This window comes from Kitasatospora sp. NPDC001660 (assembly GCF_053596725.1).
Window position 1 is genome coordinate 61,248 of record NZ_JBSFGU010000024.1, and the last position, 26,136, is coordinate 87,383.

Below are 26,136 nucleotides of genomic sequence, written 5' to 3' on the forward strand. Positions count from 1 at the left end.
CCGGCCGTGGAGCAGGAGGGGGACGGAAAAGAGATTGCGCGAGTTCCCATGCGCACTGCTACTCTCCTCCCGCAACCGTGACCGCACGTCAGGAGGTGACACCCGTGAACGCAGTACACACGTGGGTGCTCCCTCTCCCCGTCACGGCATAGGTCTTCGCCGGGAGCGCCGAAAACGACGCATCCCCAGAAGGTGATTCCTATGTCCTCTCTTCACTTCATTTCTGACGCCTCCTCCAACGGTGTCCGCGAGCGCGACTTCCTCCTCGGTGAGATCCCCGGCGTCCTCTGGTCGCCCGAAGCCGGCTCCCGGCACGCGCCGCTCGTCCTCATGGGCCACGGCGGCGGGCTGCACAAGAAGACGCCCGCCCAGGTCGACCGCGCCCGCCACCTCGTGACGACCTGCGGCTACACCGTCGTCGCCATCGACGCACCCGGGCACGGCGAGCGTCCGCGCACCGACGTCGACGACCAGGCCCGCGCCGACATGATCCAGGCGCGGCAGGACGGCGAGCCGCTCGGCCCGATCGTCGCCGCCTACGGCACCCACCTCGCCGAACTCGCCGTCCCGGAGTGGCAGGCCACGCTGGACGCGCTCCAGCAGCTGCCCGAGATCGGCACCGGGGCGCCGATCGGCTACGGCGGCGGCATCACGCTGGGCACCGCGATCGGCATTCCGCTGACGGCGGTCGAGCCGAGGATCAGGGCGGCGATCTTCGGCGGCGGGTTCATCCCCCACGAGGGCCTGCGGGCGGCGGCGCGGCAGGTCACCGTCCCGGTGGAGTTCCTGCTCCAGTGGGACGACGCGGAGGTCCCGCGCGAACTGGCCCTCGGGCTGTTCGACGCCTTCGGGTCGAAGGAGAAGACCCTGCACGCCAACCCCGGGGGCCACGGCGACGTCCCCGCCTTCGAGGACCCCGCCGTCTTCCTGCGCCGCCACCTCGGCGACGCGGCGTGATCCCCGGGCGCAGTGGCAAGTCGGCCCCGCCGACTTGCCACCGCGCCACTGCGATTCGCCGCCGCGCCGAGGACGTGTCGGCGCAGCCGCAACGGCCGCAGGACGCGGGCGAGTCCGAGGAGGGCGAGGCCTAGGGAGCGACAGCGCACGAGCGAGCGCGCCGGGTCCGCCGCCCGGACGCCGCACCGCGCACGCGCCGACCGGGCCCGCCGCCCGGCCGGCGCGTGCGTGTGCCGCTCCCCTACCGGCGGGCGGCGATGAAGTCCAGGAGGCGTTCGTTGACGAGTTCCGGGCGTTCCAGGTTGAGGCCGTGGCCGGCCTTCTCGACGATCTCGGGGCCGGGTGTCGCCGGCGGCGGCCGCGCCCGTACCGTGGTGGCAAGTTGGCCGCGTTCAATCAGGAGGGGTTATCGCGATGGACGCCCTTACGACCACCTGGCGCAAGAGCACGCACAGCGGCGGGTCCGACGCCTGCGTGGAGGTCGCCGACGGGCTTGGCGGGGTCCTGCCCGTGCGGGACTCCAAGGACCCCGGCGGGCCGGTGCTGCGTTTCCGCTCCCGCGCGTGGCGGGACTTCGTGACGGCCGTACGGGCCGGGGAGTTCGACGGCCCGGCATAACACCGCCGGACCGCGCAGGCCCCGGCCCACCGCACCGCCGTGCGGCCGGCCGGGGCCCGTCGGCCGGAGCATGTTGCCGGGGTCGTCCGGCCAGGCGCGGTGGTCGCCGGCCGCGGTCACGCTCACGGTCATGCCGGAGCGGGTGAGGCCCGGGCAAGGCACCCGGATGCCGTCTCCCACTGCCCGCAGCAGGCGGTTCGAGGAACACTGCCCCTACAGCGCCAGCACCATCCCTTCCTCCGCCACGATCACCTCGCCGCCGGGGAAGGCGGCTCGGGCCTGCGCCAGGGCGCGGGTGCGGTCGCTGCCCGGCCAGAAGTGGGTGAGCAGGAGGCGGCGGGCGCCGGCGCGGGCGGCGCAGGCGGCGGCCTGGACGGCGCTGAGGAGGTGGGGGTCGGCGGCGTCGCCGTTCAGGGTGGTGCCGGCGATGAACAGGTCGGCGCCGGCGGCGAGTTCGGCCAGGGCCGGGGACGGGCCGGCGTCGCCGCTGTAGGCGAGGGTGAGGCCGGGGGCGGTCAGGCGCACACCCGCGTGGGGGACGTGGTGGGGCAGGAGCGCGGCGTCCAGGCGCAGCGGCCCGATGTGCACGGTTTCGGTGGTCGGCAGGGGCTGGATGTCGAAGACTTCGTGGAGGTCCTCCGTCGGTTCCATGGCCTGGACGCGGGCGATGACGCCGGGCGGGCAGTGCAGGGGCAGGCGGGGGCCGGGGGCGGAAGCGAAGTAGCGGGCGCGGGCCAGGGCGCTGAGGTCGGCGCAGTGGTCCGGGTGTTCGTGGGTGATGACGACGGCGTCGAGCGGGTTCCCCAGGGCGGCCAGGCGGGGAAAGGTGGCGTAGCCGAGGTCGAGGGCGACGCGGTGGCCGTCGTGGTCGAGGAGGAAGCCGCTGGCGGCGCGCCCGGCTTCGGGCCAGGCTCCGCACGTGCCGAGGACGGTCAGTTGGCTCACGCATGTGATCATCGCACTCCCCTGCCCCGGGCGAGGGGGCGGGAGCGGGCCTCCGTGGAGGGGGCGGGTGTTCGGGGTGCTTCGCAGGGGGAGGACGTGGGCTGTCCGGTCGGCGGCCGGGCCGGGGCGCGGCCGGATGGGGGCCAACGGCCTTGGGTGTCGTAGGTGTTGGCCATAATCGGACGCACACGACACCGTGCCGCCGCGCGGCCCGAGGAAGGGCGGGGAGTGCTGATGGCCGAGCAGGTACGGAAGTTGACGGGGGCGCACGCGCACCACAGGAAGCTGAGCAGTCGCAACGGGACGGGCTTCGCGCTGACGGGGTTCAGCCGCAAGGACGCGGAGGGGAACTGCTTCGCCACGCGCTGGTTCACGCTGCTGGGCATCGGCGTCGTCCCGCTGGCCCGGCTGTACGTGCGCGAGGGCGAGACGACCACGGTGGACGGGCGCACCCCCGGCGGGCAGAGGACGACCACGACCACGACGCGGTACGCCTTCCTCGGGATCGGACGGCTGAAGGCGTGGGAGATCGTGCGGCACTACCTGTTCTGGCTGGTGACGATACCGGCGTCGGCGCTGCCGTCGTGGTGGCTGATCGTGCTGATGGACCACAGCAGCCGCCCGGGCGGGATCCCGCTGTTCCTGCTGTGGCTGGCGGGCGTGATCTCCATGCCGGTGATCATGCTGGTGGTCTTCGTCCTGCTGCTCCACATCTACCGCGCCAGGCTGGCCCCGGTGTACGAGGTGGAGTGGGTCAGCGGTCCGTGACGGGCCGCCAGGCCTCGCGCAGGAGGTCGGCGGCGGCGCCGGCCTGGGCCAGGCCGGCCCGGTAGGCGCCCGCCCAGGCGGTGCGGTCGGCGGGGCCGGTGGCGTCGAGGAGGCGGGCGGCGGCGGGGTCGGGGGTGAGGGTGAGCGCCCCGGCGGGGCCCTGGCCGGGGTGGCGGTGGGCGAGCGGGTCGACGACGACGAGGGTGCGGGCGCCGGCGGCGAGGTCGGCGTTGGTGCCGGCGCGCAGGGCGCCGTCCAGGTAGTGGCGGCCGTGGACGGTGACGGGCGGTTCGGTGCCGGGGAAGGCGCTGGAGGCGGCGACGGCGCGGGCCAGGGGGACGCCGCCGGCGGCGTCCCAGACGACGGGCTCGCCGCTCTCGGCGTCGACGGCGGGGATCAGCAGGGGGCGCCCGGGCCAGGTGTCGGCGGCGATCAGCGCGGCGCGGCGTTCGACGAGGGCGTGTTCGGCCTCGGGGTCGGCGGTGTCCAGCGCGATGCGGCCCACCTCGCGGCGGGCCTCGGCGGGCTCCAGGCCCTGGCCGAGGACGGCGAAGACGGCGCCGGTCACGGCGGGGTCGGGGCGTCGGGGCGGGCCTGCGGCGGCGGGGGTGGCGAGGCGGGCGGGGTCCTGTCCGGCCGTCAGGACGGCGGCGACGATGGCGCCGGCGGAGGTGCCCACCGTCAGGTCGGCCTCGGCGAGGTCGATGCCGGCGGCGCGCAGGCCGGCGGCCAGGCCTGCCGTCCAGGCGGTGCTCAGGTGCCCTCCGGGGCCGAGCACCAGGGCGCGGTCGGTCACGAGTGTGTCGTCGGTCCGCATGGCGGCTCCCCCCGTTGTTGAAACACCTGTTTCATATAATGGCACACCCTGGAGACGAGGACGACGAAGAACATGGGACGACCGGCCGACCCGAACCGGCGCGAACGCACCCTGGCGCTGGCCACCGACTACGTGCTCACCGAGGGACTGGCCGGGCTGAGCCTGCGTCCGCTGGCCGACGCGCTCGGCACCAGCCCGCGGATGCTGCTCTACGACTTCGGCAGCAAGCAGGAACTGGTGGCGGCGGTGCTCGCCGAGGCGCGCCGCCGGGGGGCCGCGCGCCTGGCACAGGGGCTGCCGGCGCTGCGGGGGGCGGGCGCCGAGGAGCGGCTGCGCGGGATCTGGGCGTGGCTGAGCGCGGAGGAACGGGCGCCGTTCGTCCGGCTGTTCTTCGAGGTGCACGCCGACGGGCTGGCCCACCCGGAGAACCACCCCGAGGCGCACCGGGCCGTCACCGACTGGTTCGCCACGCTGCGCGCCCACCTCGCCGACGTGTGCGCCGGCCCGCAGGACACCGTCACGCCCACCCTCGTCATGGCCGTCCTTCGGGGTCTGCTGTTCGACCTCACCCTCACCGGCGACCGTGAGCGCACCACTTTGGCCGTGGAGCGTTTCGCCGCCCTCCTGCAGCAGGCATGACGGCGGCGGGCCCGCGCGGTCCTCACGGATCGCACGGGCCCGCCGCCGGGGGGCGCCGCGTCAGGTGCGGGCGCCTGCGGCGCGGGTGCGCCGGGAGACGGAGTCGAGGACGACGGCGGCGAGCAGGACGGCGCCGGTGATCATGTACTGGATGGCCTGGGCGGCGTGGACCATGTCCAGTCCGGTGGTGATGGACTGGATGACCAGGATGCCCAGCAGCGCCGACCAGGTCTTGCCGCGTCCGCCGAAGAGGCTGGTGCCGCCGATGACGGCGGCGGCGATCGCGCTCATCAGGACGTTGCCGCCGCCGAGCTGCTTGTCGGCGGAGCCCTGCTGGGAGGCGATGAACAGGCCGCCGAGGCCGGCGAGGGTGGCGGAGGTCATGTAGACGGAGATCCGCACCCAGGCGACGTTGATGCCCGCGCGGCGGGCGGCCTCGACGCCGCCGCCGACCGCGAAGACCTGGCGGCCGTAGGCGGTGCGGCGCAGGACGAAGTCGGTGGCGACGACGACGCCGAGCAGGACGACGAGCGGCAGGGGCAGGCCGCGGTCCTGGTTGAGGGCGTAGGCCAGCGGCAGGGCGAGGACCGCCAGGACGCCGGTGCGCAGCGCGATGTCGGTGGTGGGGCGGGCGGTGAGGCCGAGTGCGCGCCGGCGCTGGGCGGTGCGCAGCTGGGCGGCGAGGTAGAGGGCGGGGGCGAGGATCGCCAGGGCCCAGGCGTAGGCGACGTCGCCGTCGCCGAGGAAGTGGGTGTCGAGGGTGGCGATGAGGCCGTCGTGGCGGTTGTTGACGGTGCCGAGGTCGCCGAGGACGTAGTCCTGCAGGCCGCTCCAGGCGAGCATGCCGGCGAGGGTGACGACGAAGGCGGGGACGCCGATGCGGGCGAAGAAGAAGCCGTGCAGGGCGCCGATGGCGCAGGCGGCGGCGAGGGCGAGGAGGACGGCGAGCCATTCGTCGAGGCCTTCGCGCACGGCGAGGGCGGAGGCGATGGCGGCGCAGACGCCGGCGACGGAGCCGAGGGAGAGGTCGATCTCGCCGAGGAGGAGGACGAAGACGACGCCCACCGCGATGAGGCCGGGGCCGGCGATGTACTTGGTGATGTTGGTGAGGTTGTCGGCCTGGAGGAAGTGGCCGGTGGCGGACTGGAAGATGACGGCGATGAGGATGAGGCCGAGGACGACGGGGGTGGAGCCGAGTTCGCCGCTGGTGAGGCGGCGGCGGGCCTCGTCGAGGTAGCCGCCGAGGCCGGCGGTGCGCTGGAGCAGGCGCGGGTCGGCGGCGGGGGCCTTCGGCGCGGGGGCGTCGGTGGGGGCGGGGGTCGGGGCGGGGGTGGTCATGCGGCGTCCTCCTGCGGGGCTCGGCGGGCCTGGCGTCGGGTGACCGCGTTGTCGGTGGCGCCGGTGATGGCGGAGATGATCTGTTCCTGGGTGGTGTCGGCGACGGTGAAGACGCCGTTGTTGCGGCCCAGGCGCAGGACGGCGACGGTGTCGGCGACCGCTCGGACGTCGGCCATGTTGTGGCTGATGAGGATGACGCCGAGGCCGCGTTCGCGCAGGCGCTCGACGAGGTCGAGGACCTGGGCGGTCTGTTCGACGCCGAGGGCGGCGGTCGGCTCGTCGAGGATGACGACGGCGGGCTCGCCGACCAGGGCGCGGGCGATGGCGACGACCTGGCGCTGGCCGCCGGAGAGGGCGGCGATGGGGATGCGCACGTCGGGGATGCGGATGGACAGGGTGTCCAGGAGCTCGCGGGCGTGCTGTTCCATGGCGACCTCGTCGAGCAGGCCGTGGCGGCGCTTCTCGCGGCCGAGGAAGAGGTTGGCGACGACGTCGAGGTTGTCGCACAGGGCGAGGTCCTGGTACACGGTGGCGATGCCGAGGGCCTGGGCGTCCTGGGGACGGGTCAGGCGCACCGCCTCGCCGCGCCAGGTGATGGCGCCCTCGTCGACGGGGTGGACCCCGGCGATGGTCTTGACGAGGGTGGACTTGCCTGCGCCGTTGTCGCCGACGAGGGCGACGACCTCGCCGGCGTGGACGTCGAGGTCGACGTCGGTAAGGACCTGGACGGCTCCGAAGCGCTTGGAGACCGCGCGCAGTTGGAGGACGGGTGCGCCTGTCACGTGAACCTTCTCGTGTGGTGGGGTGCTTGAGGCGGGACGCAGGCCCGCGGGCCTGGTGCGGGCGCTGCTACTGGAGGCCGGCGGCGGCGCAGGCGGCGGCGTAGTCGGCGGTGCAGATGTCGGCGGCCTTGTAGAGGCCGTCGGCGATGACGGTGTCCTTGATGTTGGCCTTGGTGACGACCTTGGCGTCCAGGAGCTTGGCGGGGATGGCCTTGTCGGTGGCGCTGTCGACGGTGGCGGTGGCGACGGTCTTGACGTCCGTGCCCTTGAGGAGGTCGACGGCGAGTTCGGCGGCGGAGTCCGCGAGGGGGCGGTAGGCCTTGTAGATGGTGTAGGCCTGGTCGCCGTTGACGATGCGCTGGATGGCGTCGAGGCCGGCGTCCTGGCCGCCGACGGGGACCTTGATGCCGGCGCCCTGGAGCTGGGTGATGATGGCGCCGGCCATGCCGTCGTTGGCGGAGTAGACGGCCTGGAAGCCGTCCTTGCCGAGCTGGCTGACGGCGGCGCCGACCTTCTGGGAGGCGACGGTGGGCTTCCACTCGCCGGACTGCTCGTAGACGACCTTCTTGACCTTGGTGTCGAGGACCTTGTGGGCGCCGGACTTGAACTGGGCGGCGTTGGGGTCGGCCTCGTCGCCGTTGATCATGACGATGTTGGCGTTGGAGGCCTGCGGGCCGAGGGCGTCGACCAGGGCCTGGCCCTGGAGTTCGCCGACCTTCTCGTTGTCGAAGGAGGCGTAGGCGGCGACCGGGCCGGTGGCCAGGCGGTCGTAGGCGACGACCTTGACGCCCTTGGCGGCGGCGTCCTGCACCCAGCTCTGGGTGGACTTGGCGTCGTAGGCGTCCAGGATGATCACCTTGACGCCCTGGGCGATCAGGGTGTCGAACTGCTGCTTCTGCTTGGCGGCGCTGCCTTCGGCGTTGTTGTAGAGCACCTTGCAGTCCCCACACAGGGACTTGACCTTGGCCTCGATGAAGGGGCGGTCGAAGGACTCGTAGCGCGTGGAGGAGGCGTTCTCCGGCAGCAGCAGGCCGATGGAGGTGCTGTCGCCGGAGGCGGCGGAGTCCTTCTTGTCGCCGCCGGCCTTGCCGCACGCGGCCATGGACAGGGCCATCGCGACAGCGGTGGTGGCGATGAGGGCGCGACGCGTCATTGCGTTCATGGGTGGGGTGCCTCTCGTGGACGTCGCCGCAGCGCAGCGGCGGAGTGTGGGGAGTTAAACCTGCCCACACGTATGACGTCAATAAGTAAATCCATGCTCCGGGGAATCCGCCATCATTCGTTATCTTCATGAACGCTTGCCCGAGATCGAAACCTGGAGGAAACTCCAAAGGCCAGGTCAGGGCGGGGGGTGTTGCGGCGGGGTCAACAGCCTGATACATCTGACGAAGTGTCAGGTTCTGGTCAGCATGTCCAGGTCACAGGGGCGCCGGAGGCGGTGCGGGCCGTCCGCCGCCGGGTGGGGCGGGCCGTCGGGGCCGGGCGGTGAAGCGGCGGGTGCGGGCGGCGCGCGGTTCGGGGCCGGCCTCGCAGCGGGTGGACGGGTGGATCACGTCGGTCGGCTCGCGCGTCAGCGGGTGGGCGCAGCACCGCTCCGGGCGGTACTTGCACGCGCGGCCGGCGCGGGGGCGGGGGTCGCCGCCCGGCCGTGAGCGCGCAGGCGGGTGCCCGCTGTCCCCCCGTGACAGCGGGCACCCCGGCTTTCGTGCGACTGGCCGTCAGGGACGGTCGAGGGTGATCGAGTTGATCGGCCCGAGGTCGTACCAGACGCCCTTCTGGGCGGCGATGTCGTAGACGCAGTCGGCGCCGCCCGAGCCGCGGCACAGGTGGGAGTGGGCGCCGCCGCTCTGGTTGTTGAGGACCCAGTGGTTGCCGTTCTGGCCGCTGAGGTTGTGGGCGCCGTAGCTCCAGAACACGTCGCTGGGGGCGGAGGCGGGGTTCTGGTCCTGCGGGTAGATGCAGACGGCGCCCGACGGGCAGCCGGCCCAGGAGCCGTCGGCGGCGCCGGCGCTGCCGGTGGCGAGGGCGGTCAGGGCGGCGGCCGCCAGGGCGAGTGCGGCGGCGGCGTGGGTGATCCTGCGCATGAGGTGGTTCTCCCTTGCTGGTGGTTCGCTGGTGTGGCCAGTGGTCAGCAGCGTAGGGAGGCGGGCGCGGCGGCGGTCCCTGACAGGTGACAGGGGTGCGCCGCCGGCCCGTTCGCCGTCACAGCCTGGTGGCGGAGAAGGTGTCGCACTGGGTCATGTCGCCGCTGCGGTAGCCGGTGGTGAACCAGGTCTTGCGCTGGTCGGAGGAGCCGTGGGTCCAGCTCTCGGGGTTGACCTTGCCGGTGGCCTGCTGCTGGATGCGGTCGTCGCCGACGGCCGCGGCGGCGTCCAGGCCCTGGGCGATGTCCTGGTCGGTGATCGAGGTGATCAGCGGGCGCCCGGTGGAGGGCTGCTTGGTGGTGGTGGCGTAGTGCGCCCACACCCCGGCGTAGCAGTCGGCCTGGAGCTCCAGGCGCACGGAGGCGCTGGTGGCGCCCTGGCGGTCGCCGCCGACCTTCTGCATGGCGCCGGTGAGGGTCTGGATGTGGTGGCCGTACTCGTGGGCGGCGACGTAGGACTCGGCGAACGGGCCGCCCTTGGCGCCGAAGCGGGCGGACAGTTCGTCGAAGAAGCCGAGGTCGAAGTAGGCCTTCTGGTCGCCGGGGCAGTAGAACGGGCCCACGGCGGAGGTCGCGGGGCCGCAGGCGGTGCTGACGCGGCCGGTGAACAGCACCGTCTGCGCGCTCTTATAGGCGGTGGCGTGCTTGGGCAGTTCGGTGCGCCAGAAGTCCTGCAGGCTGTTGGTGACGGCGACGATGCGGCAGTCCTGGCGCTTGTTGGCGTCCGCGCCGCTCTTGCAGGCCTGCTGGACCTCGCCGGCGGTGCGGGTGCCGGCGGAGGAGGCGCCGGCGCCGGCGGAGGACAGGCCCAGCAGCTGGGGGTCGACGCCCAGCAGGACGGCGAACAGCACGGCGACCAGGCCCACCGCCCCGCCGCCGATGGCGACCTTCCCGCCCGGCAGGCCGCGCCGGTCGTCGACCTGTGAGGTGTCGAGATCGCCCTGGTCGTCGAACTGCATGCCTGTGCCCGCTTCTGTCTCGTCGTCGTACGTGTGTGCCGGTCGGCCGGCCGCACCAGCCTACGGGCAGCGAACGGCCCCGCCCGGCAGCGCCCTCGCACGGGCGCCGGGGCCGCGGGCGGGCTCGCGCGTGCGCGGGTCGGCGAACCGGCGCAGCACGAGGTTGGTTCGGCCCGTGGGAGGGGCAGGGGTCGACGGCGGCGGCGCGCCGGGACCCGGGGTGGCGGCCGCTGTGCCCGTCGGCGTGGGCGGCGCTGGAGGCGGGGGCGCTGTAGGGGCCCGCCCCCGGCCCGGTGCGGGCAGGGGGCGGGCCGGGGTTCACGCCGCCGGTGCCGGGGCGGGGGCTGGGGCGTAGCCGGCCGGGCGGGTGGTGAAGGTGCCGCGGCCCTGGGTGCGCGAGCGCAGGCGGCTCGCGTAGCCGAACAGCTCGGCCAGCGGCACGAGTGCCGTCACCTGGGCGGTGCTGCGGGTGGTGCCGGGGGCCGTGCCGGTGGAGCGGACGTGGCCGCGGCGGGCGGCGAGGTCGCCGATCACGGTGCCCAGCGCGTCCTCGGGCACGCTGACCGTCACCTGGGCGACGGGTTCCAGGAGTCGGAGGTGCCCGGCGCGCAGGGCCTCGCGCAGGGCGCCCCGGGCGGCGGTGCGGAAGGCGAGCTCGGAGGAGTCCTTGGGGTGGGTGGCGCCGTCGGTGAGGGTGACGCGCACGCCGGTGACGGGGTGGCCGCCGAGCGGGCCCTCGGTGAGGGCGTCGCGGCAGCCGGCCTCGACGGCCTGCACGTACTCGCGCGGGACCCGTCCGCCGGTGACGGTGGACGTGAACACGAACTCCTCCTCACAGGTGTCCTCCAGGGGCTGGACGTCGAGCACCAGGTGCGCGAACTGTCCGGCGCCGCCGTCCTGTTTGACGTGCCGGTGGACGAATCCGCGCACGCCGGCGACCAGGCGTTCGCGGTGGGCGACGCGCGGTGGGCCCACCGTCGTCTCGATGCCGTGCTCGCGGCGGATCTTCTCCACGGCGACCTCCAGGTGCAGCTCCCCCAGCCCGGACAGGGTGCGCTGCCCGGTCTCGGGGTCGGTGCGCACCCGCAGCGACGGGTCCTCCTCGGCGAGGCGGGCCAGCGCGGTGGCGAGCTTGTCGGTGTCGGCGGCGCGGCGGGCCTCGACGGCGACGGTGACGACCGCGTCGGCGCCGCAGGGGGCCTCCAGCACGATGGGCGCCGTGGGCGCGCACAGGGTGGCGCCGGTGCGGGCGGCCTTGAGGCCGATCACGGCGACGATGTCCCCGGCGAGGGCGCGTTCGGTCTCGGTGCGGCGGTCGGCCTGGACGCGCAGGATGCGCGCGACGCGTTCCAGGCGGCCGGTGGCGGTGTCCAGCACGAGGTCTCCCTTCTCCAGTCGTCCGGCGTACACCCGCAGGTAGGTCAGGCGTCCGGTGGGGGCGGCGCTCACCTTGAACGCCAGGGCGGTGAACGGCTGTTCGGGGTCGGCGGCGCGTTCCTGGACGGTGTCGTCGCCGGGCCCCGTGGTGCCGCGCACGGCGGGCAGGTCCAGCGGGGAGGGCAGGTAGGCGCAGGCGGCGTCCAGAAGCGGTTCGATGCCGCGGTTGCGGTAGGCGGAGCCGCACAGCACCACCACCGCCTCGCCGCTGCGGGTCAGGTCCCGCAGGGCGGCCTCGAGGGTGGCGGCGCTCAGGGCGCCGTCGGCGCAGAACTCCTCCAGGGCGCCGGGGTGCAGCGCGGCCACCTCCTCCTCCAGGCTGCGCCGGCGGGCGGCGGCCTCGGCGGCGAGGTGCTCGGGTACGGGGCCCTCGCGCATGCCGTCCTGGGTCTGGCTCCAGGTGAGGGCGCGCAGGTGCAGCAGGTCGACGACGCCGGTGAACGCCTCCTCGGCGCCGATCGGCAGCTGCACGGCCAGCGGGTGCGGGTGCAGGCGCTCGCGGACGGAGGCGATCGCGGTGTCCAGGTCGGCGCCGGCGCGGTCCAGCTTGTTGACGAAGGCGATCCTGGGCACGCCGTGGCGCTCGGCCTGGCGCCACACCGACTCGCTCTGCGGCTCGACGCCGGCGACCGCGTCGAACACCGCGACCGCGCCGTCCAGGACGCGCAGCGAGCGCTCGACCTCGTCGGCGAAGTCGACGTGGCCGGGGGTGTCGATGAGGTTGATCCGGTACCCGGCCCAGGCGCAGCTGACGGCGGCGGCGAAGATGGTGATGCCGCGGTCGCGCTCCTGGGGGTCGAAGTCGGTGACGGTGGTGCCGTCGTGGACCTCGCCGCGCTTGTGGGTGGCGCCGGTGAGGTAGAGGATCCGTTCGGTGACGGTGGTCTTGCCCGCGTCGACGTGGGCGAGGATGCCGAGGTTGCGGACGGCGGAGATGGTGCTGGTCTCGGTGCGCATGGCCCGGGTGCCTTTCGGAGGTGGTCCGTGCAGGGTGGTGGGCGCGCGATTCACGAGTTTTCGTGACGGTTCGTCGGACAGGGCAGTGCGGGCTGGTCTCGGCCGCTCGCGTTGCCGGTCTCAGGCGGAGGTCACACTCGTCTGCCGGTGCCGGCCGCGCAGCGGGCACCGGAAGGACGGGGACACCAGGATCACCTCGTAGCGGGACGCGGGAGAGGCGGGAGAGGGGGCGAGGACGGCACGCTGCGCGACCATGGCCATTCCCCTCCCTCACTGCTGTCTCGGCGTCACGGACGTGACTGCCCGGCGAGTCTAGGGAAAGCGGGCGGCACGGCGCACCGGGATTTTCCGCACCCGGGTGCGGGGCAGGACTTGACATACGCATGGACGCCGCCCCCATGTCCGGATCCTGCCGGCCCCCGCCCCACCCGGCGAAGGGAATTCGGGCATACGGCAGCCCTACGAAACACCCGTACGCGCGGCGAACTCACGCACGCCCGGTACCGTCACCGGCGCGTACAGGAGTCGGCCGTGAGCGCCCGCAGTGCCGGACGGCACACCTCCTCCGGCGCCACCTGCCCGGCGAACCGGAGCGAGGCGAACGTGCGGCGGTGGTCCCCGAGGCGGTGCCACATGCGAGCACAGTCCGTGCCGTACCGGGCGCGGCGCGCGTTCGCGGGCGGCAGCACCGAGGCGCTGCCGTTCCGCTGAGGGCCCGCAGCCGGCGAAGCGGCCCCCGCCCGGCGGGGCCGGGCGGGATCGCGCGAGCGCCGGATTCCCGAAGTGCCGTGTGGCGCAGGGTGCTTACGGGAGGAGGATGCGGCCGGTGTTCGCACGTTCCTCCAGGAGGCGGTGGGCGGCGGCCGCGTCCGCGAGGGGGAGTTCGGCGTGGACGGCTGCGGCGGCCGGCCGGTCAGCCGCCCGTGCGGACGGGCCTCGGGGCGTCCGGCTGCGGGGCATCGGGCTGTGGGGCGCGGGCGGGGCTGCGGGGGCGGCCGAGGAGGACGCCGGCCAGGACCAGCACCAGTCCGGCCCCCTGGCGCATCCCCAGGTGCTCCCCCGCCACCGCCGTGCCCAGCAGTACCCCGGCGAGCGGGTTGAGCAGTCCGAGCAGCCCGACGGTGCCGGCCGGCAGGTGGCGCAGGCCCGCGAACCACAGCGCGAACGCGAGCGCGGTGGCCACCAGCGTCACGTATCCGAAGGCGAGCAGCACGCGGGTGTCCATGGCGGGCGGCGCGCCTTCGGCGGCGGCGGCCAGCGGCAGCAGGAGCAGGCCGCCGGCGGTCAGCTGCCAGGAGGTGGCGGCCAGCGGGTCGGCGCCCTCGCGCCAGCGTGCGGCCAGGACGTAGCCGACGGAGGAGACCAGCATGGCCGCGCCCGAGGCCGCCAGCCCGCCTGCGCTCACGCTCCCGCCGGAGCCGAGCAGCATCAGCGCGACCCCGCCCAGCCCCACGAGTGCGCCCGCCAGGTGGGCGCGCCGGGGGTGCTGTCCGGCCAGGGCCCACGCGGTGAGCAGCATGGCCAGCGGGGAGGCGGCCATGACGGTGGCGGCGACGCTGGTGGGCAGCTGCTGGGAGGCGAGGTAGAGCAGGACGAAGAAGACGGCGGTGTTGAGGGTGCCGAGCAGGGCCGAGCGCCACCACCAGGGGCCGTGGGGGCGGCGGCGGGCGAGTGCGAGCAGGAGCAGGCCCGCGGGCAGGGCGCGCAGGGCGGCTCCCCACAGGGGCTGGCCGGCGGGCAGCCAGGCGCGGGTGACGTAGTAGTTGGCGCCCCAGGCGAGGGGGGCGAGGGCGGTCAGGAGCACCCACCGCAGATTGGCTTCCATGGAAGACAATATAGCTTCCCGGGAAGCTATCGGGGTAGGGTGGGGGCATGGAGCAGCACCGGAGCACACCCGCCGGCCACCGGCCCGACCACGTCGCGCTGATCCAGGCCGAGTGGCGCCGCCAGCGCCCCGACCTGGACGTCTCCCCGCAGGCCGTGATCGGACGCCTGCACCGCCTGGCCGCCCGCCTCACCGACGAGCTGGGCCTGGTCTACGCGCGCTACGGCCTGGGCGAGGGCGAGTTCGACGTGCTGGCGGCGCTGCGCCGCGCCGGCGCCCCGTACGAGCGGGCGCCCGGGGAGCTGGCCGCGCACACCATGGTCACCACCGGGGCGATGACCAAGCGGATCGACCGCCTGGAGCGGGCCGGGCTGGTCACCCGCCGCCAGGCCGAGGACGACCGGCGCGGGCGCGTCGTCGCGCTCACCGGCGCGGGCCTGCGCCTGATCGACGAGGCGTTCACCGCCCACATGCGCAACGAGCACCGCCTGCTGTCGCTGCTCACCGGCGAGGAGGCCGCCGCGCTGGAGGGGCTGCTGACCGTCTGGCAGCACCGCCTGGAGGCGGGCCCGGACGCCGGACGCTGACCGGCGGCCGCCCGCGGGACGCCGCCGCCCGCGGGACGCACAATGTGACGCATGACCAGCACCCCGCAGCCGCCCGCCGACCCGCCCTCCCCCTCCCCCGCCGTGCAGGAGAGCCCGGCGGCGCGGGCGGACCGGCGGCTGATCGAGCTGCTGCAGGAGCTGCGGGTGCTGCAGACCGGCGTGCAGATCGTGTTCGCGTTCCTGCTCGGGGTCGCCTTCACCCCGCGTTTCGCCGCGCTCAACGACGCCCAGCAGGACGTCTACATCACCACCCTGCTGCTGGCGGTCCTGGCCTCCGCCGTGTTCGCGACCCCGGTGGCGCTGCACCGCGGGCTGTTCCACCACCCGGGCAAGGAACGGATCGTCAAGGTCTCGGTGCGCATCGCCCAACTCGGCCTGGTGCTGCTCGCCTCGGCGCTGAGCGGCGCGGTGCTGCTGGTCCTGGACGTCATCCTCGGCACGCCCTTGGCCGTGGCCCTCACCGCCGTCGTCGCCCTGGTCTTCGCCGGCCTGTGGTTCGTCCTGCCGTGGGCGGTGGGGCGCCCGCTGCGGGAGGACGCCGGGGAGGCCGGGACAACGATGACCAAGACGTGACTGTGACACCGGAGCCCGGCCCGGCGCCGCGCCGTCTTCGGGGCCGGCGGATCAGGCCGGGCGGGGGGCGGCGGCCAGGAGGGCGTCGAGCAGGCCCGGGAAGCGGGCGTCGAGGTCGGTGCGGCGCAGGCTGACGAAGCGGTTGCGCCCGGCGACGCGGGTGGTGGTGACGCCCGCCTCGCGCAGCACGCGCATGTGGTGGGAGACGGTCGACTTGTGCAGGTGCTCCAGGCCCAGGCCGCGCGGGTCGCAGGAGTGCTCGGCGCCGTCGGCGTAGCCGAGGAGCAGGTGCATGCGGACGGGGTCGCCGAGGGCGGCCAGGACCGTGACGAGGTCGAGGTCGGCGGTGGCGGGCTGGGGCAGCCGCTCGTCTTCGGTCGGCACGGTCGGTCCTCGTCGGGCGTGGCGTTCGGGCATTGGTTTGACAATCATCCACCAATCCATAGTGTTTGACGAGCGTCAAACTGTTGCGTGTTCGTCCAACAATCGGGGGGTTCCCGTCCCATGCCCGTGCGTCTGCTCCTGCTCGCCCTCGGCACCTTCGCCGTGGGCACCGACTCGATGGTCGTCGCCGGCATCCTCGGCCCGGTCGCCGCGGACCTGGGGGTGTCCGTGCCGGCCGCGGGCCAGCTGGTCACCGTCTTCGCGCTCGGCTACGCGCTGCTGGCGCCGGTGCTGGCGGCGCTGACCGCCCGCTGGCCGCGCCGGCGGCTGCTGCTGACGGCGCTCGCGGTGTTCACCGCGGCCAACGCGCTCAGCGCGCTCGCGCCCTCCTTCGGCCCGCTGCTGGCCACCCGGGTGCTCGCGGCGGCCGGGGCGGCGCTGTACACGCCGACCGCCAACGCGGCGGCCACCGCCCTGGTGGCCCCCGGGCGGCGCGGGCGGGCGCTGGCCACCGTGCTGGGCGGGATGACGGCGGCCACCGCGCTCGGCGTGCCGCTGGGCACCTGGGTGGGGCGCGCCGACTGGCGGATGACGATGTGGCTGGTCACCGCGCTGGGCCTGGCGGCGCTGGCGGGACTCGCCCTGCTGCTGCGCGACCTGCCCGCGCCCGCCGCGGCCCCGGGCCTTCGGGCGCGCCTGGCACCGCTGGGGCGGCCGAGGGTGCTGGGGGCGGCGGCCACCACGCTCGCGTTCTTCCTCGCCTTCCAGAGCGTCTACATCTACCTGGCCACCGCCGTCGCCGGCGCCACCGGGGGCGACGCGAACCGGCTGAGCGCCGTCCTGGCGGCCGGCGGCGTCGCGTCGGTCGCGGGCAGCTGGCTGGGCGGGCGCCTGGTGGACCGGATGGGGGTGCGCCGGGTGCTGCCGGCCGGCTCGGCGCTGGCCGCGCTCGCGTTCGCCGCGCTGCCGTGGCTGGGGCGCAGCATGCCGGGGGCGCTGGTGTACGCGGTGGTGGCGTCGCTGGCGGGGTGGGCGGTGTCGGTGGCGCTGGCGCACCGTCTGGCGTCGGTCGACCCGGCGAACGCGCCGGTGCTGCTCTCCCTGAACTCCAGCGCGCTGTACCTGGGGACGGCGGCCGGCGGGGTGGCGGGCAGTGCGGCGATCGCGGTGCTGGGCGGGCGGTGGTTCCCGCTGGCGGCGGCGGTGCTGGCGCTGGTGGCCGCGGCGACGGCGGCGGCCACCACGCGCCCGCGGCGTGCGCCGCGCCCGGCGGCGGGGGCGGGGGCGGGGGCGACGATGCGCCGGGCCCCCGCCCCGGTGCGGCGGTGAGGGGTCAGCCGCGGGCGGAGCCGAGGTCGCGGTCGGTCTCGGCGCCCTTGAGCAGCAGGGTGGTCTCCTCGATGCGCTTGAAGCGCCCGCAGGGGCCGAACTCGCCGAACAGGTAGACCTCCATGCTGACCTCGGTGCCGTCGGTCTTGACGACGTGGACGGTGTGGCGGTCGGCGGTGCGCGTGCCGTCGGTCAGTTCCTCGTGGACGTCGATGCGCCCGGAGGCGACGACGGCGCGCAGGTGGCCGATGTGCTCCATGAAGCCGGCCCGGTCGGCCCAGCTGCCGTCGGTGCGCTGGCGGTAGTCGGGGGTGAAGTGCCGCTCCACGGCCTCTTCCAGGGGCAGGCCGGGGGTGAGGAGCAGGTCGGCGAGGGCGGCGGTGATGGTGGTGTTCGCGGGCATGGGGCGCCTCCTTGGGGCGTGGGGGTGGCCGGGGCCGGATCGGCCGGCCACCGAGATGCGTGCGTTGAGCACGCTTTCTGGGAGAGGACTCTACCCCAGGAATGCGTGCGCTGCGCACGCTACGATCGGAGGGTGAACCACAGCCCGGATCCCACCCCACCCCCCGCCCTCGGCGACACCGTCGCCGACGCCCTCGCCGCCCTGCTGCGCCGCCCCGCCCGCGCCGCGCTCTACCGGCGCCTGACCGAGGGCCTGGGCGCGGCGGTGGACGAGACCACCTACCCCGTCCTCAGCGGCCTGGCCCGCTTCGGGCCGCGCAGCGCCGCCGACCTGGCCGCCGAGATCGGCCTCGACCGCTCCGGGGTCTCCCGCCGGGCCACCCGCCTGGAGGGCGCCGCCCTGCTGCGCCGCGAGGCCGACCCGCACGACCAGCGCGCCACCCTGCTCGCGCTCACCCCCGCCGGCGAGCAGGCGGTGGCGGTGATGCGCCGGCGCCTGGCCGGCGGCATCGAGGAGGCGCTCGCCTCCTGGCCGCCCGGCGAGGCGGAGGTCTTCGCCCGGGGCCTGGCCCGCTTCGCCGCCCAGGGCCCCTTCGCCGGGCCGTGAACACGCCCTTCGGCGTCCCGTGGACGTCCGGCACCGCCCCGCGGAGGTGCGTGTGCCCCGTCCCGGGGATCCCGGGACGGGGCACACGGCGGGCCGTCAGGCGCCCGCGGGGGCGTCAGGCGCCGAGGACCTCGCCCACCAGGGCGCGGGCCTCCTCCTGCACCCGGGCGAGGTGCTCGGGGCCGTGGAAGGACTCGGCGTAGATCTTGTACACGTCCTCCGTGCCCGAGGGGCGGGCGGCGAACCAGGCGTTTTCCGTGCACACCTTGAGGCCGCCGATGGAGGCGCCGTTGCCCGGCGCCTTGGCCAGTACCGCGGTCACCTTCTCGCCGGCCAGCTCGCCCGCCCTCACCTGCTCGGGGGACAGCCGGGCCAGGCGGGCCTTCTGCTCGCGGTCGGCCGGGGCGTCCACGCGGGCGTAGGCGGGGGCGCCGTGGCGCCCGGTCAGCTGCCGGTAGTAGGCGCTGGGGGTGGCGCCGGTGACGGCGGTGATCTCGGATGCGAGCAGCGCCAGCAGGATGCCGTCCTTGTCGGTGGTCCACACCCCGCCGTCGCGGCGCAGGAACGAGGCGCCGGCCGACTCCTCGCCGCCGAAGGCGATCGAGCCCTCCAGCAGGCCGTCGACGAACCACTTGAAGCCGACCGGCACCTCGACCAGGTCGCGCCCCAGGTCGGCGGCGACGCGGTCCAGCATCGAGGAGGACACCAGCGTCTTGCCGACCGCGGCGTCCAGCGGCCAGTCGCCGCGGTGGCGGTAGAGGTAGTCGACCGCCACCGCCAGGTAGTGGTTGGGGTTCATCAGGCCGCCGTCGGGGGTGACGATGCCGTGCCGGTCGGCGTCCGCGTCGTTGCCGGTGGCGACCTGGTACTCCGCGCGGCGCCCGATCAGCGAGGCCATCGCGGACGGGGAGGAGCAGTCCATGCGGATCCTGCCGTCCCAGTCCAGGGTCATGAACCGCCAGGTCGGGTCGACCACCGGGTTGACGACGGTCAGGTCCAGGCGGTGCGTCTCGGCGATGCGCCCCCAGTAGGCCACCGACGCCCCGCCCAGCGGGTCGGCGCCGATGCGCAGGGACGCCGAGCGCACCGCGTCCAGGTCCAGCACGCGCGGCAGGTCCTCGACGTAGGCGGTGAGGTAGTCGTGACGGCCGGTGGTGGCCGCGGCCAGCGCCCGCGCGTAGGGGACCTTGCGCACCCCGCGCAGGCCCTCGCGGATCAGCTCGTTGGCGCGGTCCTGGATCCAGGTCGTCGCCTCGGAGCCGGCCGGGCCGCCGCTGGGCGGGTTGTACTTGAAGCCGCCGTCGCGCGGCGGGTTGTGCGAGGGCGTCACGACGATGCCGTCGGCCAGCGCGCGCGGGCTGCGCCGGTTGTGGGCGAGGATCGCGTGCGAGACCGCCGGCGTCGGGGTGTAGCCGTCGGCCGAATCCAGCAGCACCTGCACGCCGTTGGCCGCCAGCACCTCCACGGCCGTGGTCTTCGCCGGCTCCGACAGCGCGTGGGTGTCCGCGCCCAGGAACAGCGGCCCCGCAACGCCCTGCAGCGCCCGGTACTCGCAGATCGCCTGCGTGGTCGCCGCGATGTGGTCCTCGTTGAACGCCGCGTCCAGGGACGAGCCCCGGTGCCCCGAGGTCCCGAACGCCACCCGCTGACCCGCCTCCTGCGGGTCGGGGTGCAGCGCGTAGTAGGCCGTCACCAGCCGCGCCACGTCCACCAGATCACCCGGCTCGGCCTGCCGGCCGGCCCGTGCGTGTGCCATCCGTCTCTCTCCCGCCACAATCCTGCGCGTCCTTGCCCCGTGCGACCGATCGTAGCCAGAACGCGACCGTGCCCCGTACCGGCGACCGGGACGGGGCACACTACACGCCCCGGGGAACGCCCCGGGGCCACGACGCCCGGTTGCGGACGGAACGGGACGGTCGTGCGCGCCGGACAGCCCCGGCGCGGGCCGCCGCCGCGGGCGTCAGGCGGGCAGCTGCTGGCGGTAACCCTCCAGGGCGGGGGCGGTGACGGTGGCGAGGAACTCGGTGATCCGGTACTCGGTCAGGCCCTCGCGCACGAACGGGTCGCCGGCCACCAGCGCCTCGATCGCGGCCCGGTCCGATCCCGCGGCCAGGATGACCCCGCCGTCGCGCGGCACCTTGCGCCCGGAGGCCAGGAACGTGCCGTCGGCGTAGTGGCCGTTCAGCCACTCGACGTGCTGCGCGAGCACGGCGTCGATGCGCTCCAGCGGGGCGCTGTACGTGAGCTCCAGAACGAACATGCGCCCAGGCTAGACCCGCCCCGCCGAACGCGGCGGGGCGGGGGTGCGAGGTGGGCGAGGACGGATTCGAACCGCCACAGCCGAAGCGGGAGCTTTACAGGCTCCTGGGCTCGCCGGTGCCCAGCTCGCCCTCGGAGAAAGGAATCGGGTACTCAACTGCGGTGCGCGGCACGCGCGAAAGGCGCAGAGTGCGCGAAGAAGCGCGGAAAACGACGGCGGCCGAAAAGCACGCGGACCGGGCCCTGGCGGGGCCCGCGGCGGCTTCAGCGCGCGGCGGGACAGCTCACGCGACAGCGCGGGGAACCCGGATAGGTGCGGTGCATCGCCAAGTCCCCTTTCTCCATTCGCTGTACGCGGCTGATCGCGTCGCCGGGGATCACTCTGCCGTGCCCGGGCCGGGGCGGCAACCGGTTTCCCGTCCCGCTGTCCGGGGTGTGTGGCGAGTCCAATCCTGCCAGGTCAGCGGGTGGTTGCGGTAGGACGCAGAGCACCCGGCTTTCGCCTTGTGCGCACCCGGGCGCGGCCCGCAGACTCGTGCGCATCCACCTTCCCCGGCCTCGTGCCGGTTCCCGCCTGCGGGGGCCGGCGCGCGCCTCGTGCTGCGCGACAGCCGGGGGCGGGTGGAGCACAACGACACGAGGGGGCTTGAGGAATATGGACCGGGATCTGGTGCTCAGGGCACGGATGCGGCTGCTGAGCCACGACGGGCGGGTGCTGCACGCTCCCGCCGGACTCGCCGTCTACCGGCTGCTGTTCACGGTGAGCCCGCAGGTGTACGCCTCGCGTCTGGCGTACGTCCTGGAGGAGTCGAGCCGCTCGGCGCGGGTCGCGCACCTGCCGCAGCGGCGGCGGGCGCTGCTGGAGGAGGCGCTGGCGGCGCTCGCCGTGCTGGCGCAGGACCACCCGTTCCGGGCGAAGGTCCTGGCCCGGGTGGCCGCCGGGCTGCGCGCGCTGGAGACGCAGGAGGGGCGGGCGGGGCAGTAGGTGCGAAAGGGGCCTTCGCGGTACGGCACGTGCTCTTTGACGGTTGATCGGAGCAGCCCGGCCGCCTCCCGCGTCCAGCCGGCCGAGCGCGCCCGGCGCCCCGGGGCCGCACGTGGCAGGCGTGCGGCCCCCAAAGGGCCGTGGCTAGGAGATCTCCATCTGGGCCATCATGCCCATCGCGGAGTGGTCGAGCAGGTGGCAGTGGTAGGGGTAGCGGCCGTGGTAGGAGTCGAAGACGGCCTGCAGGCGCACGCTTTCGCCGGGCAGCAGGCGCACGGTGTCCTTGAGGCCGGACTCCTCGGGGCCGGGCGGGCGCCCGTTGCGCTCGAGGACGCGGAACTGGACGAGGTGCAGGTGGAAGTTGTGCGGCACGTCCTTGTTGGCGTTGCTGACCGTCCACACCTCGCTGGTGCCGAAGGCGATGCGCGCATCGACGCGGTCCGGGTCGTAGACCTTGCCGTCGATCATGCCGCGCGGCTCGGCGCGCCCGTCCTCGTCGGCCTGGAGGACGACGGTGCGTTCGCGGTCCGGGGCGGGCAGGGCGGGCAGGGTGCGCAGCACGGCGGGCACCGAGCTGGGGTCGTGGGCGGCGCGGGTGATGTCGAAGCGCAGGATCTGGCCGACGTGCTCCGGGGGGCCGGGGGGCATGGCGTTGGTGAGGGTGACGCTGGTGCCGACCTTGTAGCGGGAGAAGTCGATGACGACGTCGGCGCGCTCGCCGGGTGAGAGGTCGACGGTGTCGGTGACGTGGGGGCGTTCCAGCAGGCCGCCGTCGGAGCCGATCTGGGTGATCGGGCCGCCGTCCTGGAGTTTGAGGGAGAAGAAGCGCAGGTTGGAGGAGTTGAGCAGGCGCAGGCGGTACTTGCGGGCGGCGACCTCCACGCGGGGCCAGGGGCGGCCGTTGGCGAGGATGGTGGTGCGGTTGAAGGGGTCGTCCATGCGGTAGACGAGGTTGCCGTCGGCGTCGAAGCGGGCGTCGCGCAGGGCGATGGGCAGGTCGTAGCGGCCGGAGGGCAGGGGCAGGGCGGCTTCGGTGGCGTCGGTGAGCAGGTAGAAGCCGGACAGGCCGCGGTAGACGTGTTCGGATTCGGCGTGGTGGGCGTGGTCGTGGAACCACAGGTTCGCGTGGGGCTGGTCGTTGGGGTAGGTGTAGGTGCGGGTGCGGCCGGCGGCGATGAGGGTCATGGGGCCGCCGTCGCTGTCGGCGGGCACGCTGGCGCCGTGCAGGTGGACGCAGGCGCTCTCGTCGAGGAGGTTGGTGTGGCGCACGATGACGGGGCGCCCTGAGCGGGCGCGGATGACGGGGCCGGGGAAGGCGCCGTTGTAGGTGAGGACCTGGGCGGGGCGCCCGGGCAGGATCGGGGTGTGGACCTTCAGCATGGTGACGGCGTAGGTGTCGGCGCCGCCGTCGGTGGCCACGGGGCTGAGCACCGGGGGCAGGGGCATGGCGAGGGAGAACTTCCGGGCCAGCCGGGGGCCGGTGTCGGGGCCGGGGTCCGCGGGCTCGCCGGGGGCGGGGGTGTCGGATTCGTGGACGTGGCCGGGGCCGTGCCGGTCGGCGGCGTCGGCGCCGGCGGGGGTGAGGGAGGCGGCCGGGCGCAGGGTGGTGCGCATCAGCAGGACCCCTCCCCCGGTCGCCAGGGCGGCGCCGATCATCCTGCGTCTGCTCACCATCGTGCGTCCTCCGGGGCGGTGGGTCGGGGCGGCGGGGCCTTCAGGTCCGTGGGGCCCGGGCCGGGGCGCCGGGGCCGGGGCCGGCCTCACGCCGGCGGGCCCGGGATCTTCCGGGGGCGATTGCAGCAACGTCCGTTAGGGCGGCGACGGAGTCCGGCTTGGGCCGGCGCCCGCCTGTTCGGGGGCGCTCGGAGGTGCCCGGGGCGCGGATCGCGGTGAGCTGGGCGTGTTGCGCGCCTGTTGCGCGGGACACCTCACCGTGGCTCGGGAAGCACTGGAGGATCCCTCGAAGGGAAAGGGCCCGAGCGTGGACCTGCGGTACTGGCTGGGCAGGGCGGCCGAGGTCGTCGAGCGGTGGGGCGAGCGGTTCGGGCCCTTCGCGCCGCACCCCTCGCACCACGTGGACGACGCGGACTTCGCGGCCGTGTTCGAGCGTTTCGCCAAGCGCCTGGAGCACAACTACCCGTTCTTCCATCCCCGTTACGCCGGGCAGATGGTCAAGCCGCCGCATCCGGCGGCCGTCGTCGGCTACCTGGCGGCGATGCGCTTCAACCCCAACAACCACGCCTACGAGGGCGGTCCGGCCACCAGCGACATGGAACGCGAGTGCGTGGCGCAGCTGGCCGCGATGTTCGCCCTGCCCGCCCACGTCGGCCACCTGACCAGCAGCGGCACCATCGCCAACCTGGAGGCGCTGTACGTGGCGCGCCAGAGCCACCCCGGACGTGCGGTGGCCTACAGCGAGCAGGCCCACTACACGCACAGCCGCATGTGCCACGTGCTGGGCGTGCGGGGAGTGGCGGTGGCGTGCGACGCCGAGGGGCGGATGGACGCGGGCGCGCTGGAGCGGGCCCTGCGCGGCGGGGACATCGGGACGGTGGTGGTCACCGCCGGCACGACCGGGCTGGGTGCCGTCGACCCCGTCCACGACATCCTCCCGCTGGCCCGGCGCTACGGGGCGCGGGTGCACGTGGACGCCGCCTACGGCGGGTTCTTCACCCTGCTGGCCACCGACCCCGCCCAGGCGGGCGCCCTGGACCTGGACGCGCGGCCGTGGCGGGCCGTCGCCGGCTGCGACTCCGTGACCGTCGACCCCCACAAGCACGGCCTGCAGCCCTACGGCTGCGGCGCGGTGCTGTTCGCCGACCCCGCCATCGGCCGCCACTTCGCCCACGACTCGCCGTACACCTACTTCACCGACGCCGAACTGCACCTGGGCGAGATCAGCCTGGAGTGCTCACGCGCCGGCGCCTCGGCCGCGGCCCTGTGGCTGACCCTGCAGCTGCTGCCGCTGACCCCCGGCGGCTTCGGCGCCGTCCTGGCCGGCGGGCGCCGCGCCGCCCTCGCCTGGGCCCGCCTGATCAAGGACAGCCCCGACCTGACGCTCTACCAGCGCCCCCAGCTGGACATCGTCACCTACCTGCCCGCCGGCACCGGCCCGCTGTCGCTGGCGGGCGTCGACGCCGCCGGCGAGCGCGTCCTGCGCGCGGGCATGGCCTGCGAGGACGACCCCGTCTACCTGAGCCTGCTGCGCGTGGACGCCGCCGACTTCACCCGCCGCCACCCCGGCACGGTGGCCGACGCCGACGGGGCGCGGATCCTGCGCAGCGTCCTGATCAAGCCCGAGGCCGAGGACTACCTGCCGCGCCTGCACGAGCGCGTCGCCCAGCTGGCCCGCGGCGCCTGACTCCTGCTCCTTTTTCTGTCGGTCCATCCTGCCGAGGAGAGTGTGTCCGTTGACCACCGCCACCCTGCGGCCCGGCACCGCCGCGCCCGCCCCCGTGTCCACGACCGCGCCCACGCCCGCGCCCGTGCCCGTGCCCGTGCCCGCGGTCCGCGCGGTTCGCCCGGGCGAGGAGGAACCCCTGGCCGCCGCCCTGGCCGCCGCCTTCCACGACGACGCGCTCATGCGCTGGGTCTTCCCCGACGGCGCCCACCGCGCCCGCGTCCTGCCCGCCTTCTTCCGCGTCCACCTCTCCCAGTGCCTGGCCCACGGCGGCGTTCTCGCCACCGACGCCCTCGACGGCGCGCTGCTGTTCCTGCCCCCCGGCGTGTGGGAGAACCCCCACCGGCGCGACACGCACGCCGCCCGCGCCCTGGACCGGGCGGTGGAGGCCGACCGCCACCCCGGCTGCGCCCTGCGCCTGGCCGCCATCACCCGCCTCCAGCAGCAGCGCCACCCCGTGCACCGCCCCCACTACTACCTCGCGTTCATCGGCGTCGACCCCGCCGCCCGCCACACCGGCACCGCCGCCGCCCTGCTCGCGGCCGTCACCGAACGCATCGACGCCGCGGGCCAGGCCGCCTACGCCGAGACCAGCTCCCCCGGCGGCGCCCACCTGTGCGCCGCCCACGGCTTCACCCGCTTCGGCGAGGCCATCGCCCTGCCCGGCGGCGGACCGCTGCTGCGCCCGGTGTGGCGGGGGCCCAGGTGAGCGCCGCCCTGCGGGTCCTGTCCGCCGCCGAGATCGACGCCGGCCACGGCGCCGATCGCCCCGAGGTCGCCCAGGTCCTCGCCTGGAGCCGCGCCTTCCTCACCGCCTCCCACCCCGACCTCGGCCGCACCGGCCCCGTCTGCCCCTACACCCAGCCCTCCCTGCGCCGCGGCCTGTTCCACATCGCCACCATCGACGGCGACGACGACGGCGACCTGCCCGCCCTCGTCGACGCCCTGCGCACCTGGTACGAGAGGCTCCTGGAAGGCCTGAGCGAGGAGCCGGAGCGCGAACTGCTCACCGTCCTGCTCCTGCTGCCCCACCTGGACGCCGCCGACTCCACCACCCTGGACGAACTCCAGCGCAAGGCCAAGGACGCCTTCGTCGAACAGGGCCTGATGATCGGCCAGTTCCACCCCGTCTGCGAGGAGGGCGGCCTGTGGAACCCCGCCTTCCGCCCGCTGCGCGCCCCCGTCCCGCTGCTCGCCGTACGCAAGCTCCTCGTCTTCGACCTGCCCTTCCTCACCGGCGACGAGACCCACCTGACCCACTACCTCGCCCGCTTCGCCCCCGCCATGCCCGCCCGCATCCGCGACCAGCTCGTCACCGGCATGACCTCCCGCAAGAAGTCCCCCGTAGCCGCCTGACCCGGGGCCCCCGGGACCGGCCGGCGCTCGCCCCGGGGGCCCCACCCG

General features: G+C 74.8%; 28 protein-coding genes and 1 tRNA gene. 13 read left to right on the forward strand and 16 right to left on the reverse strand.

The features are described 5' to 3' along the window. Positions 1-201 precede the first annotated feature (201 nt). Both ACWCXH_RS24390 and ACWCXH_RS24395 read left to right on the forward strand, forming a co-directional pair. Positions 202-957, forward strand: coding sequence for a dienelactone hydrolase family protein (locus ACWCXH_RS24390; protein WP_449803591.1), 756 nt, complete (start codon positions 202-204; stop codon positions 955-957). A 414-nt stretch (positions 958-1,371) separates the two neighbouring features. Then, the gene (locus ACWCXH_RS24395; protein WP_449803592.1) at positions 1,372-1,575 is read left to right on the forward strand and encodes a DUF397 domain-containing protein; all 204 of its coding nucleotides are present in this window, start codon (positions 1,372-1,374) and stop codon (positions 1,573-1,575) included. 213 nt (positions 1,576-1,788) lie between these two features. Here the strand turns inward: ACWCXH_RS24395 and ACWCXH_RS24400 are convergent, their stop codons facing one another. Then, positions 1,789-2,520, reverse strand: coding sequence for an MBL fold metallo-hydrolase (locus tag ACWCXH_RS24400; RefSeq protein ID WP_449803593.1), 732 nt, complete (start codon positions 2,518-2,520; stop codon positions 1,789-1,791). 234 nt (positions 2,521-2,754) lie between these two features. Here ACWCXH_RS24400 and ACWCXH_RS24405 point away from each other — a divergent pair, with 234 nt between their 5' ends. Further along, complete coding sequence (locus ACWCXH_RS24405) at positions 2,755-3,288, forward strand: hypothetical protein (RefSeq protein WP_449803594.1); 534 nt, start codon at positions 2,755-2,757, stop codon at positions 3,286-3,288. Here the strand turns inward: ACWCXH_RS24405 and ACWCXH_RS24410 are convergent. Continuing rightward, positions 3,275-4,105: a patatin-like phospholipase family protein gene (locus tag ACWCXH_RS24410; RefSeq protein WP_449803595.1), complete on the reverse strand. Its 831-nt coding sequence runs from the start codon at positions 4,103-4,105 to the stop codon at positions 3,275-3,277. The genes ACWCXH_RS24405 and ACWCXH_RS24410 overlap by 14 nt on opposite strands. A gap of 72 nt (positions 4,106-4,177) precedes the next feature. Here ACWCXH_RS24410 and ACWCXH_RS24415 point away from each other — a divergent pair, with 72 nt between their 5' ends. After that, entirely contained in the window at positions 4,178-4,744 is a 567-nt protein-coding gene (locus ACWCXH_RS24415; RefSeq protein WP_449803596.1) for a TetR/AcrR family transcriptional regulator, read from the forward strand. Between the two features lie 60 nt (positions 4,745-4,804). Here the strand turns inward: ACWCXH_RS24415 and ACWCXH_RS24420 are convergent, their stop codons facing one another. The 7 genes from ACWCXH_RS24420 to ACWCXH_RS24450 form a co-directional block, all read right to left on the reverse strand. Continuing rightward, positions 4,805-6,082, reverse strand: coding sequence for a sugar ABC transporter permease (locus ACWCXH_RS24420; protein ID WP_449803597.1), 1,278 nt, complete (start codon positions 6,080-6,082; stop codon positions 4,805-4,807). Next, positions 6,079-6,864 carry an ATP-binding cassette domain-containing protein gene (locus ACWCXH_RS24425; RefSeq protein WP_449803598.1) on the reverse strand — a complete coding sequence of 262 codons (786 nt, stop codon included), beginning with the start codon at positions 6,862-6,864 and terminating at the stop codon, positions 6,079-6,081. Before ACWCXH_RS24425 ends, ACWCXH_RS24420 begins: the two co-directional genes overlap by 4 nt. Before the next feature lie 67 nt (positions 6,865-6,931). Continuing rightward, positions 6,932-8,026 carry a sugar ABC transporter substrate-binding protein gene (locus ACWCXH_RS24430; protein ID WP_449803599.1) on the reverse strand — a complete coding sequence of 365 codons (1,095 nt, stop codon included), beginning with the start codon at positions 8,024-8,026 and terminating at the stop codon, positions 6,932-6,934. A gap of 556 nt (positions 8,027-8,582) precedes the next feature. Then, positions 8,583-8,948, reverse strand: a complete 366-nt coding sequence (locus ACWCXH_RS24435; protein ID WP_449803600.1) for a hypothetical protein — start codon at positions 8,946-8,948, stop codon at positions 8,583-8,585. Positions 8,949-9,066: 118 nt separating this feature from the next. Beyond that, the gene (ypfJ, locus tag ACWCXH_RS24440) at positions 9,067-9,966 is read right to left on the reverse strand and encodes a KPN_02809 family neutral zinc metallopeptidase (protein WP_449803601.1); all 900 of its coding nucleotides are present in this window, start codon (positions 9,964-9,966) and stop codon (positions 9,067-9,069) included. A 318-nt stretch (positions 9,967-10,284) separates the two neighbouring features. Next, positions 10,285-12,360, reverse strand: a complete 2,076-nt coding sequence (gene fusA, locus ACWCXH_RS24445) for an elongation factor G (protein WP_449803602.1) — start codon at positions 12,358-12,360, stop codon at positions 10,285-10,287. A 120-nt stretch (positions 12,361-12,480) separates the two neighbouring features. Continuing rightward, positions 12,481-12,615: a hypothetical protein gene (locus ACWCXH_RS24450; protein ID WP_449803603.1), complete on the reverse strand. Its 135-nt coding sequence runs from the start codon at positions 12,613-12,615 to the stop codon at positions 12,481-12,483. Positions 12,616-12,891: 276 nt separating this feature from the next. On the opposite strand from ACWCXH_RS24450, the gene ACWCXH_RS24455 reads away from it, so the two are divergent. Continuing rightward, positions 12,892-13,071, forward strand: coding sequence for a hypothetical protein (locus ACWCXH_RS24455; RefSeq protein WP_449803604.1), 180 nt, complete (start codon positions 12,892-12,894; stop codon positions 13,069-13,071). A 202-nt stretch (positions 13,072-13,273) separates the two neighbouring features. Here ACWCXH_RS24455 and ACWCXH_RS24460 read toward each other — a convergent pair whose 3' ends face one another. After that, on the reverse strand, positions 13,274-14,185 hold the full coding sequence (locus ACWCXH_RS24460) for a DMT family transporter (protein ID WP_449803605.1): 912 nt from the start codon (positions 14,183-14,185) through the stop codon (positions 13,274-13,276). Positions 14,186-14,232: 47 nt separating this feature from the next. Between ACWCXH_RS24460 and ACWCXH_RS24465 the strand changes: the two genes are divergently transcribed. After that, entirely contained in the window at positions 14,233-14,772 is a 540-nt protein-coding gene (locus ACWCXH_RS24465; protein WP_449803606.1) for a MarR family winged helix-turn-helix transcriptional regulator, read from the forward strand. 51 nt (positions 14,773-14,823) lie between these two features. Further along, positions 14,824-15,366 carry a DUF6328 family protein gene (locus ACWCXH_RS24470; RefSeq protein ID WP_449803607.1) on the forward strand — a complete coding sequence of 181 codons (543 nt, stop codon included), beginning with the start codon at positions 14,824-14,826 and terminating at the stop codon, positions 15,364-15,366. 51 nt (positions 15,367-15,417) lie between these two features. On the opposite strand, the gene ACWCXH_RS24475 is transcribed toward ACWCXH_RS24470, so the two are convergent. Then, positions 15,418-15,750: an ArsR/SmtB family transcription factor gene (locus ACWCXH_RS24475; protein WP_449803608.1), complete on the reverse strand. Its 333-nt coding sequence runs from the start codon at positions 15,748-15,750 to the stop codon at positions 15,418-15,420. Between the two features lie 120 nt (positions 15,751-15,870). Here ACWCXH_RS24475 and ACWCXH_RS24480 point away from each other — a divergent pair, with 120 nt between their 5' ends. After that, the gene (locus ACWCXH_RS24480) at positions 15,871-17,079 is read left to right on the forward strand and encodes an MFS transporter (protein WP_449803609.1); all 1,209 of its coding nucleotides are present in this window, start codon (positions 15,871-15,873) and stop codon (positions 17,077-17,079) included. A 4-nt stretch (positions 17,080-17,083) separates the two neighbouring features. Here the strand turns inward: ACWCXH_RS24480 and ACWCXH_RS24485 are convergent, their stop codons facing one another. After that, on the reverse strand, positions 17,084-17,482 hold the full coding sequence (locus ACWCXH_RS24485) for a nuclear transport factor 2 family protein (RefSeq protein ID WP_449803610.1): 399 nt from the start codon (positions 17,480-17,482) through the stop codon (positions 17,084-17,086). Between the two features lie 132 nt (positions 17,483-17,614). Here ACWCXH_RS24485 and ACWCXH_RS24490 point away from each other — a divergent pair, with 132 nt between their 5' ends. Next, positions 17,615-18,088 carry a MarR family winged helix-turn-helix transcriptional regulator gene (locus tag ACWCXH_RS24490; RefSeq protein WP_449803611.1) on the forward strand — a complete coding sequence of 158 codons (474 nt, stop codon included), beginning with the start codon at positions 17,615-17,617 and terminating at the stop codon, positions 18,086-18,088. Between the two features lie 115 nt (positions 18,089-18,203). On the opposite strand, the gene pgm is transcribed toward ACWCXH_RS24490, so the two are convergent. From pgm to ACWCXH_RS24505, 3 genes are all read right to left on the reverse strand, one after another. Continuing rightward, a complete protein-coding gene (gene pgm / locus ACWCXH_RS24495; RefSeq protein WP_449803612.1) occupies positions 18,204-19,844 on the reverse strand; it encodes a phosphoglucomutase (alpha-D-glucose-1,6-bisphosphate-dependent) in 1,641 nt (546 codons plus the stop codon). 204 nt (positions 19,845-20,048) lie between these two features. Next, positions 20,049-20,348, reverse strand: a complete 300-nt coding sequence (locus tag ACWCXH_RS24500; protein WP_449803613.1) for a YciI family protein — start codon at positions 20,346-20,348, stop codon at positions 20,049-20,051. A 51-nt stretch (positions 20,349-20,399) separates the two neighbouring features. Continuing rightward, positions 20,400-20,479: transfer RNA gene (locus ACWCXH_RS24505), tRNA-Tyr, on the reverse strand. Positions 20,480-21,002: 523 nt separating this feature from the next. Between ACWCXH_RS24505 and ACWCXH_RS24510 the strand changes: the two genes are divergently transcribed. Further along, positions 21,003-21,332 carry a hypothetical protein gene (locus ACWCXH_RS24510; protein WP_449803614.1) on the forward strand — a complete coding sequence of 110 codons (330 nt, stop codon included), beginning with the start codon at positions 21,003-21,005 and terminating at the stop codon, positions 21,330-21,332. A gap of 144 nt (positions 21,333-21,476) precedes the next feature. Here ACWCXH_RS24510 and ACWCXH_RS24515 read toward each other — a convergent pair whose 3' ends face one another. Further along, positions 21,477-23,006 (reverse strand): multicopper oxidase family protein, encoded by a 1,530-nt coding sequence (locus tag ACWCXH_RS24515; protein WP_449803615.1) that lies wholly within the window; start codon positions 23,004-23,006, stop codon positions 21,477-21,479. 307 nt (positions 23,007-23,313) lie between these two features. On the opposite strand from ACWCXH_RS24515, the gene ACWCXH_RS24520 reads away from it, so the two are divergent. From ACWCXH_RS24520 to ACWCXH_RS24530, 3 genes are read left to right on the forward strand one after another with little or no spacing between them, the layout of a single operon-like run. Continuing rightward, complete coding sequence (locus ACWCXH_RS24520; RefSeq protein ID WP_449803616.1) at positions 23,314-24,693, forward strand: pyridoxal phosphate-dependent decarboxylase family protein; 1,380 nt, start codon at positions 23,314-23,316, stop codon at positions 24,691-24,693. A gap of 49 nt (positions 24,694-24,742) precedes the next feature. Beyond that, positions 24,743-25,441, forward strand: coding sequence for a hypothetical protein (locus tag ACWCXH_RS24525; protein ID WP_449803617.1), 699 nt, complete (start codon positions 24,743-24,745; stop codon positions 25,439-25,441). Continuing rightward, a complete protein-coding gene (locus tag ACWCXH_RS24530) occupies positions 25,438-26,088 on the forward strand; it encodes a DUF6875 domain-containing protein (RefSeq protein ID WP_449803618.1) in 651 nt (216 codons plus the stop codon). Before ACWCXH_RS24525 ends, ACWCXH_RS24530 begins: the two co-directional genes overlap by 4 nt. Positions 26,089-26,136: the final 48 nt, after the last annotated feature.

Coding starts and splice junctions, on each gene's coding strand:
- ACWCXH_RS24390 (WP_449803591.1), top strand. CDS start 202: ATGTCCTCTCTTCACTTCATTTCTGACGCCTCCTCCAACGGTGTCCGC.
- ACWCXH_RS24395 (WP_449803592.1), top strand. CDS start 1,372: ATGGACGCCCTTACGACCACCTGGCGCAAGAGCACGCACAGCGGCGGG.
- ACWCXH_RS24405 (WP_449803594.1), top strand. CDS start 2,755: ATGGCCGAGCAGGTACGGAAGTTGACGGGGGCGCACGCGCACCACAGG.
- ACWCXH_RS24410 (WP_449803595.1), bottom strand. CDS start 4,105: ATGCGGACCGACGACACACTCGTGACCGACCGCGCCCTGGTGCTCGGC.
- ACWCXH_RS24415 (WP_449803596.1), top strand. CDS start 4,178: ATGGGACGACCGGCCGACCCGAACCGGCGCGAACGCACCCTGGCGCTG.
- ACWCXH_RS24420 (WP_449803597.1), bottom strand. CDS start 6,082: ATGACCACCCCCGCCCCGACCCCCGCCCCCACCGACGCCCCCGCGCCG.
- ACWCXH_RS24430 (WP_449803599.1), bottom strand. CDS start 8,026: ATGAACGCAATGACGCGTCGCGCCCTCATCGCCACCACCGCTGTCGCG.
- ACWCXH_RS24435 (WP_449803600.1), bottom strand. CDS start 8,948: ATGCGCAGGATCACCCACGCCGCCGCCGCACTCGCCCTGGCGGCCGCC.
- ypfJ (WP_449803601.1), bottom strand. CDS start 9,966: ATGCAGTTCGACGACCAGGGCGATCTCGACACCTCACAGGTCGACGAC.
- fusA (WP_449803602.1), bottom strand. CDS start 12,360: ATGCGCACCGAGACCAGCACCATCTCCGCCGTCCGCAACCTCGGCATC.
- ACWCXH_RS24450 (WP_449803603.1), bottom strand. CDS start 12,615: ATGGTCGCGCAGCGTGCCGTCCTCGCCCCCTCTCCCGCCTCTCCCGCG.
- ACWCXH_RS24460 (WP_449803605.1), bottom strand. CDS start 14,185: ATGGAAGCCAATCTGCGGTGGGTGCTCCTGACCGCCCTCGCCCCCCTC.
- ACWCXH_RS24465 (WP_449803606.1), top strand. CDS start 14,233: ATGGAGCAGCACCGGAGCACACCCGCCGGCCACCGGCCCGACCACGTC.
- ACWCXH_RS24470 (WP_449803607.1), top strand. CDS start 14,824: ATGACCAGCACCCCGCAGCCGCCCGCCGACCCGCCCTCCCCCTCCCCC.
- ACWCXH_RS24480 (WP_449803609.1), top strand. CDS start 15,871: ATGCCCGTGCGTCTGCTCCTGCTCGCCCTCGGCACCTTCGCCGTGGGC.
- ACWCXH_RS24485 (WP_449803610.1), bottom strand. CDS start 17,482: ATGCCCGCGAACACCACCATCACCGCCGCCCTCGCCGACCTGCTCCTC.
- pgm (WP_449803612.1), bottom strand. CDS start 19,844: ATGGCACACGCACGGGCCGGCCGGCAGGCCGAGCCGGGTGATCTGGTG.
- ACWCXH_RS24500 (WP_449803613.1), bottom strand. CDS start 20,348: ATGTTCGTTCTGGAGCTCACGTACAGCGCCCCGCTGGAGCGCATCGAC.
- ACWCXH_RS24510 (WP_449803614.1), top strand. CDS start 21,003: ATGGACCGGGATCTGGTGCTCAGGGCACGGATGCGGCTGCTGAGCCAC.
- ACWCXH_RS24515 (WP_449803615.1), bottom strand. CDS start 23,006: ATGGTGAGCAGACGCAGGATGATCGGCGCCGCCCTGGCGACCGGGGGA.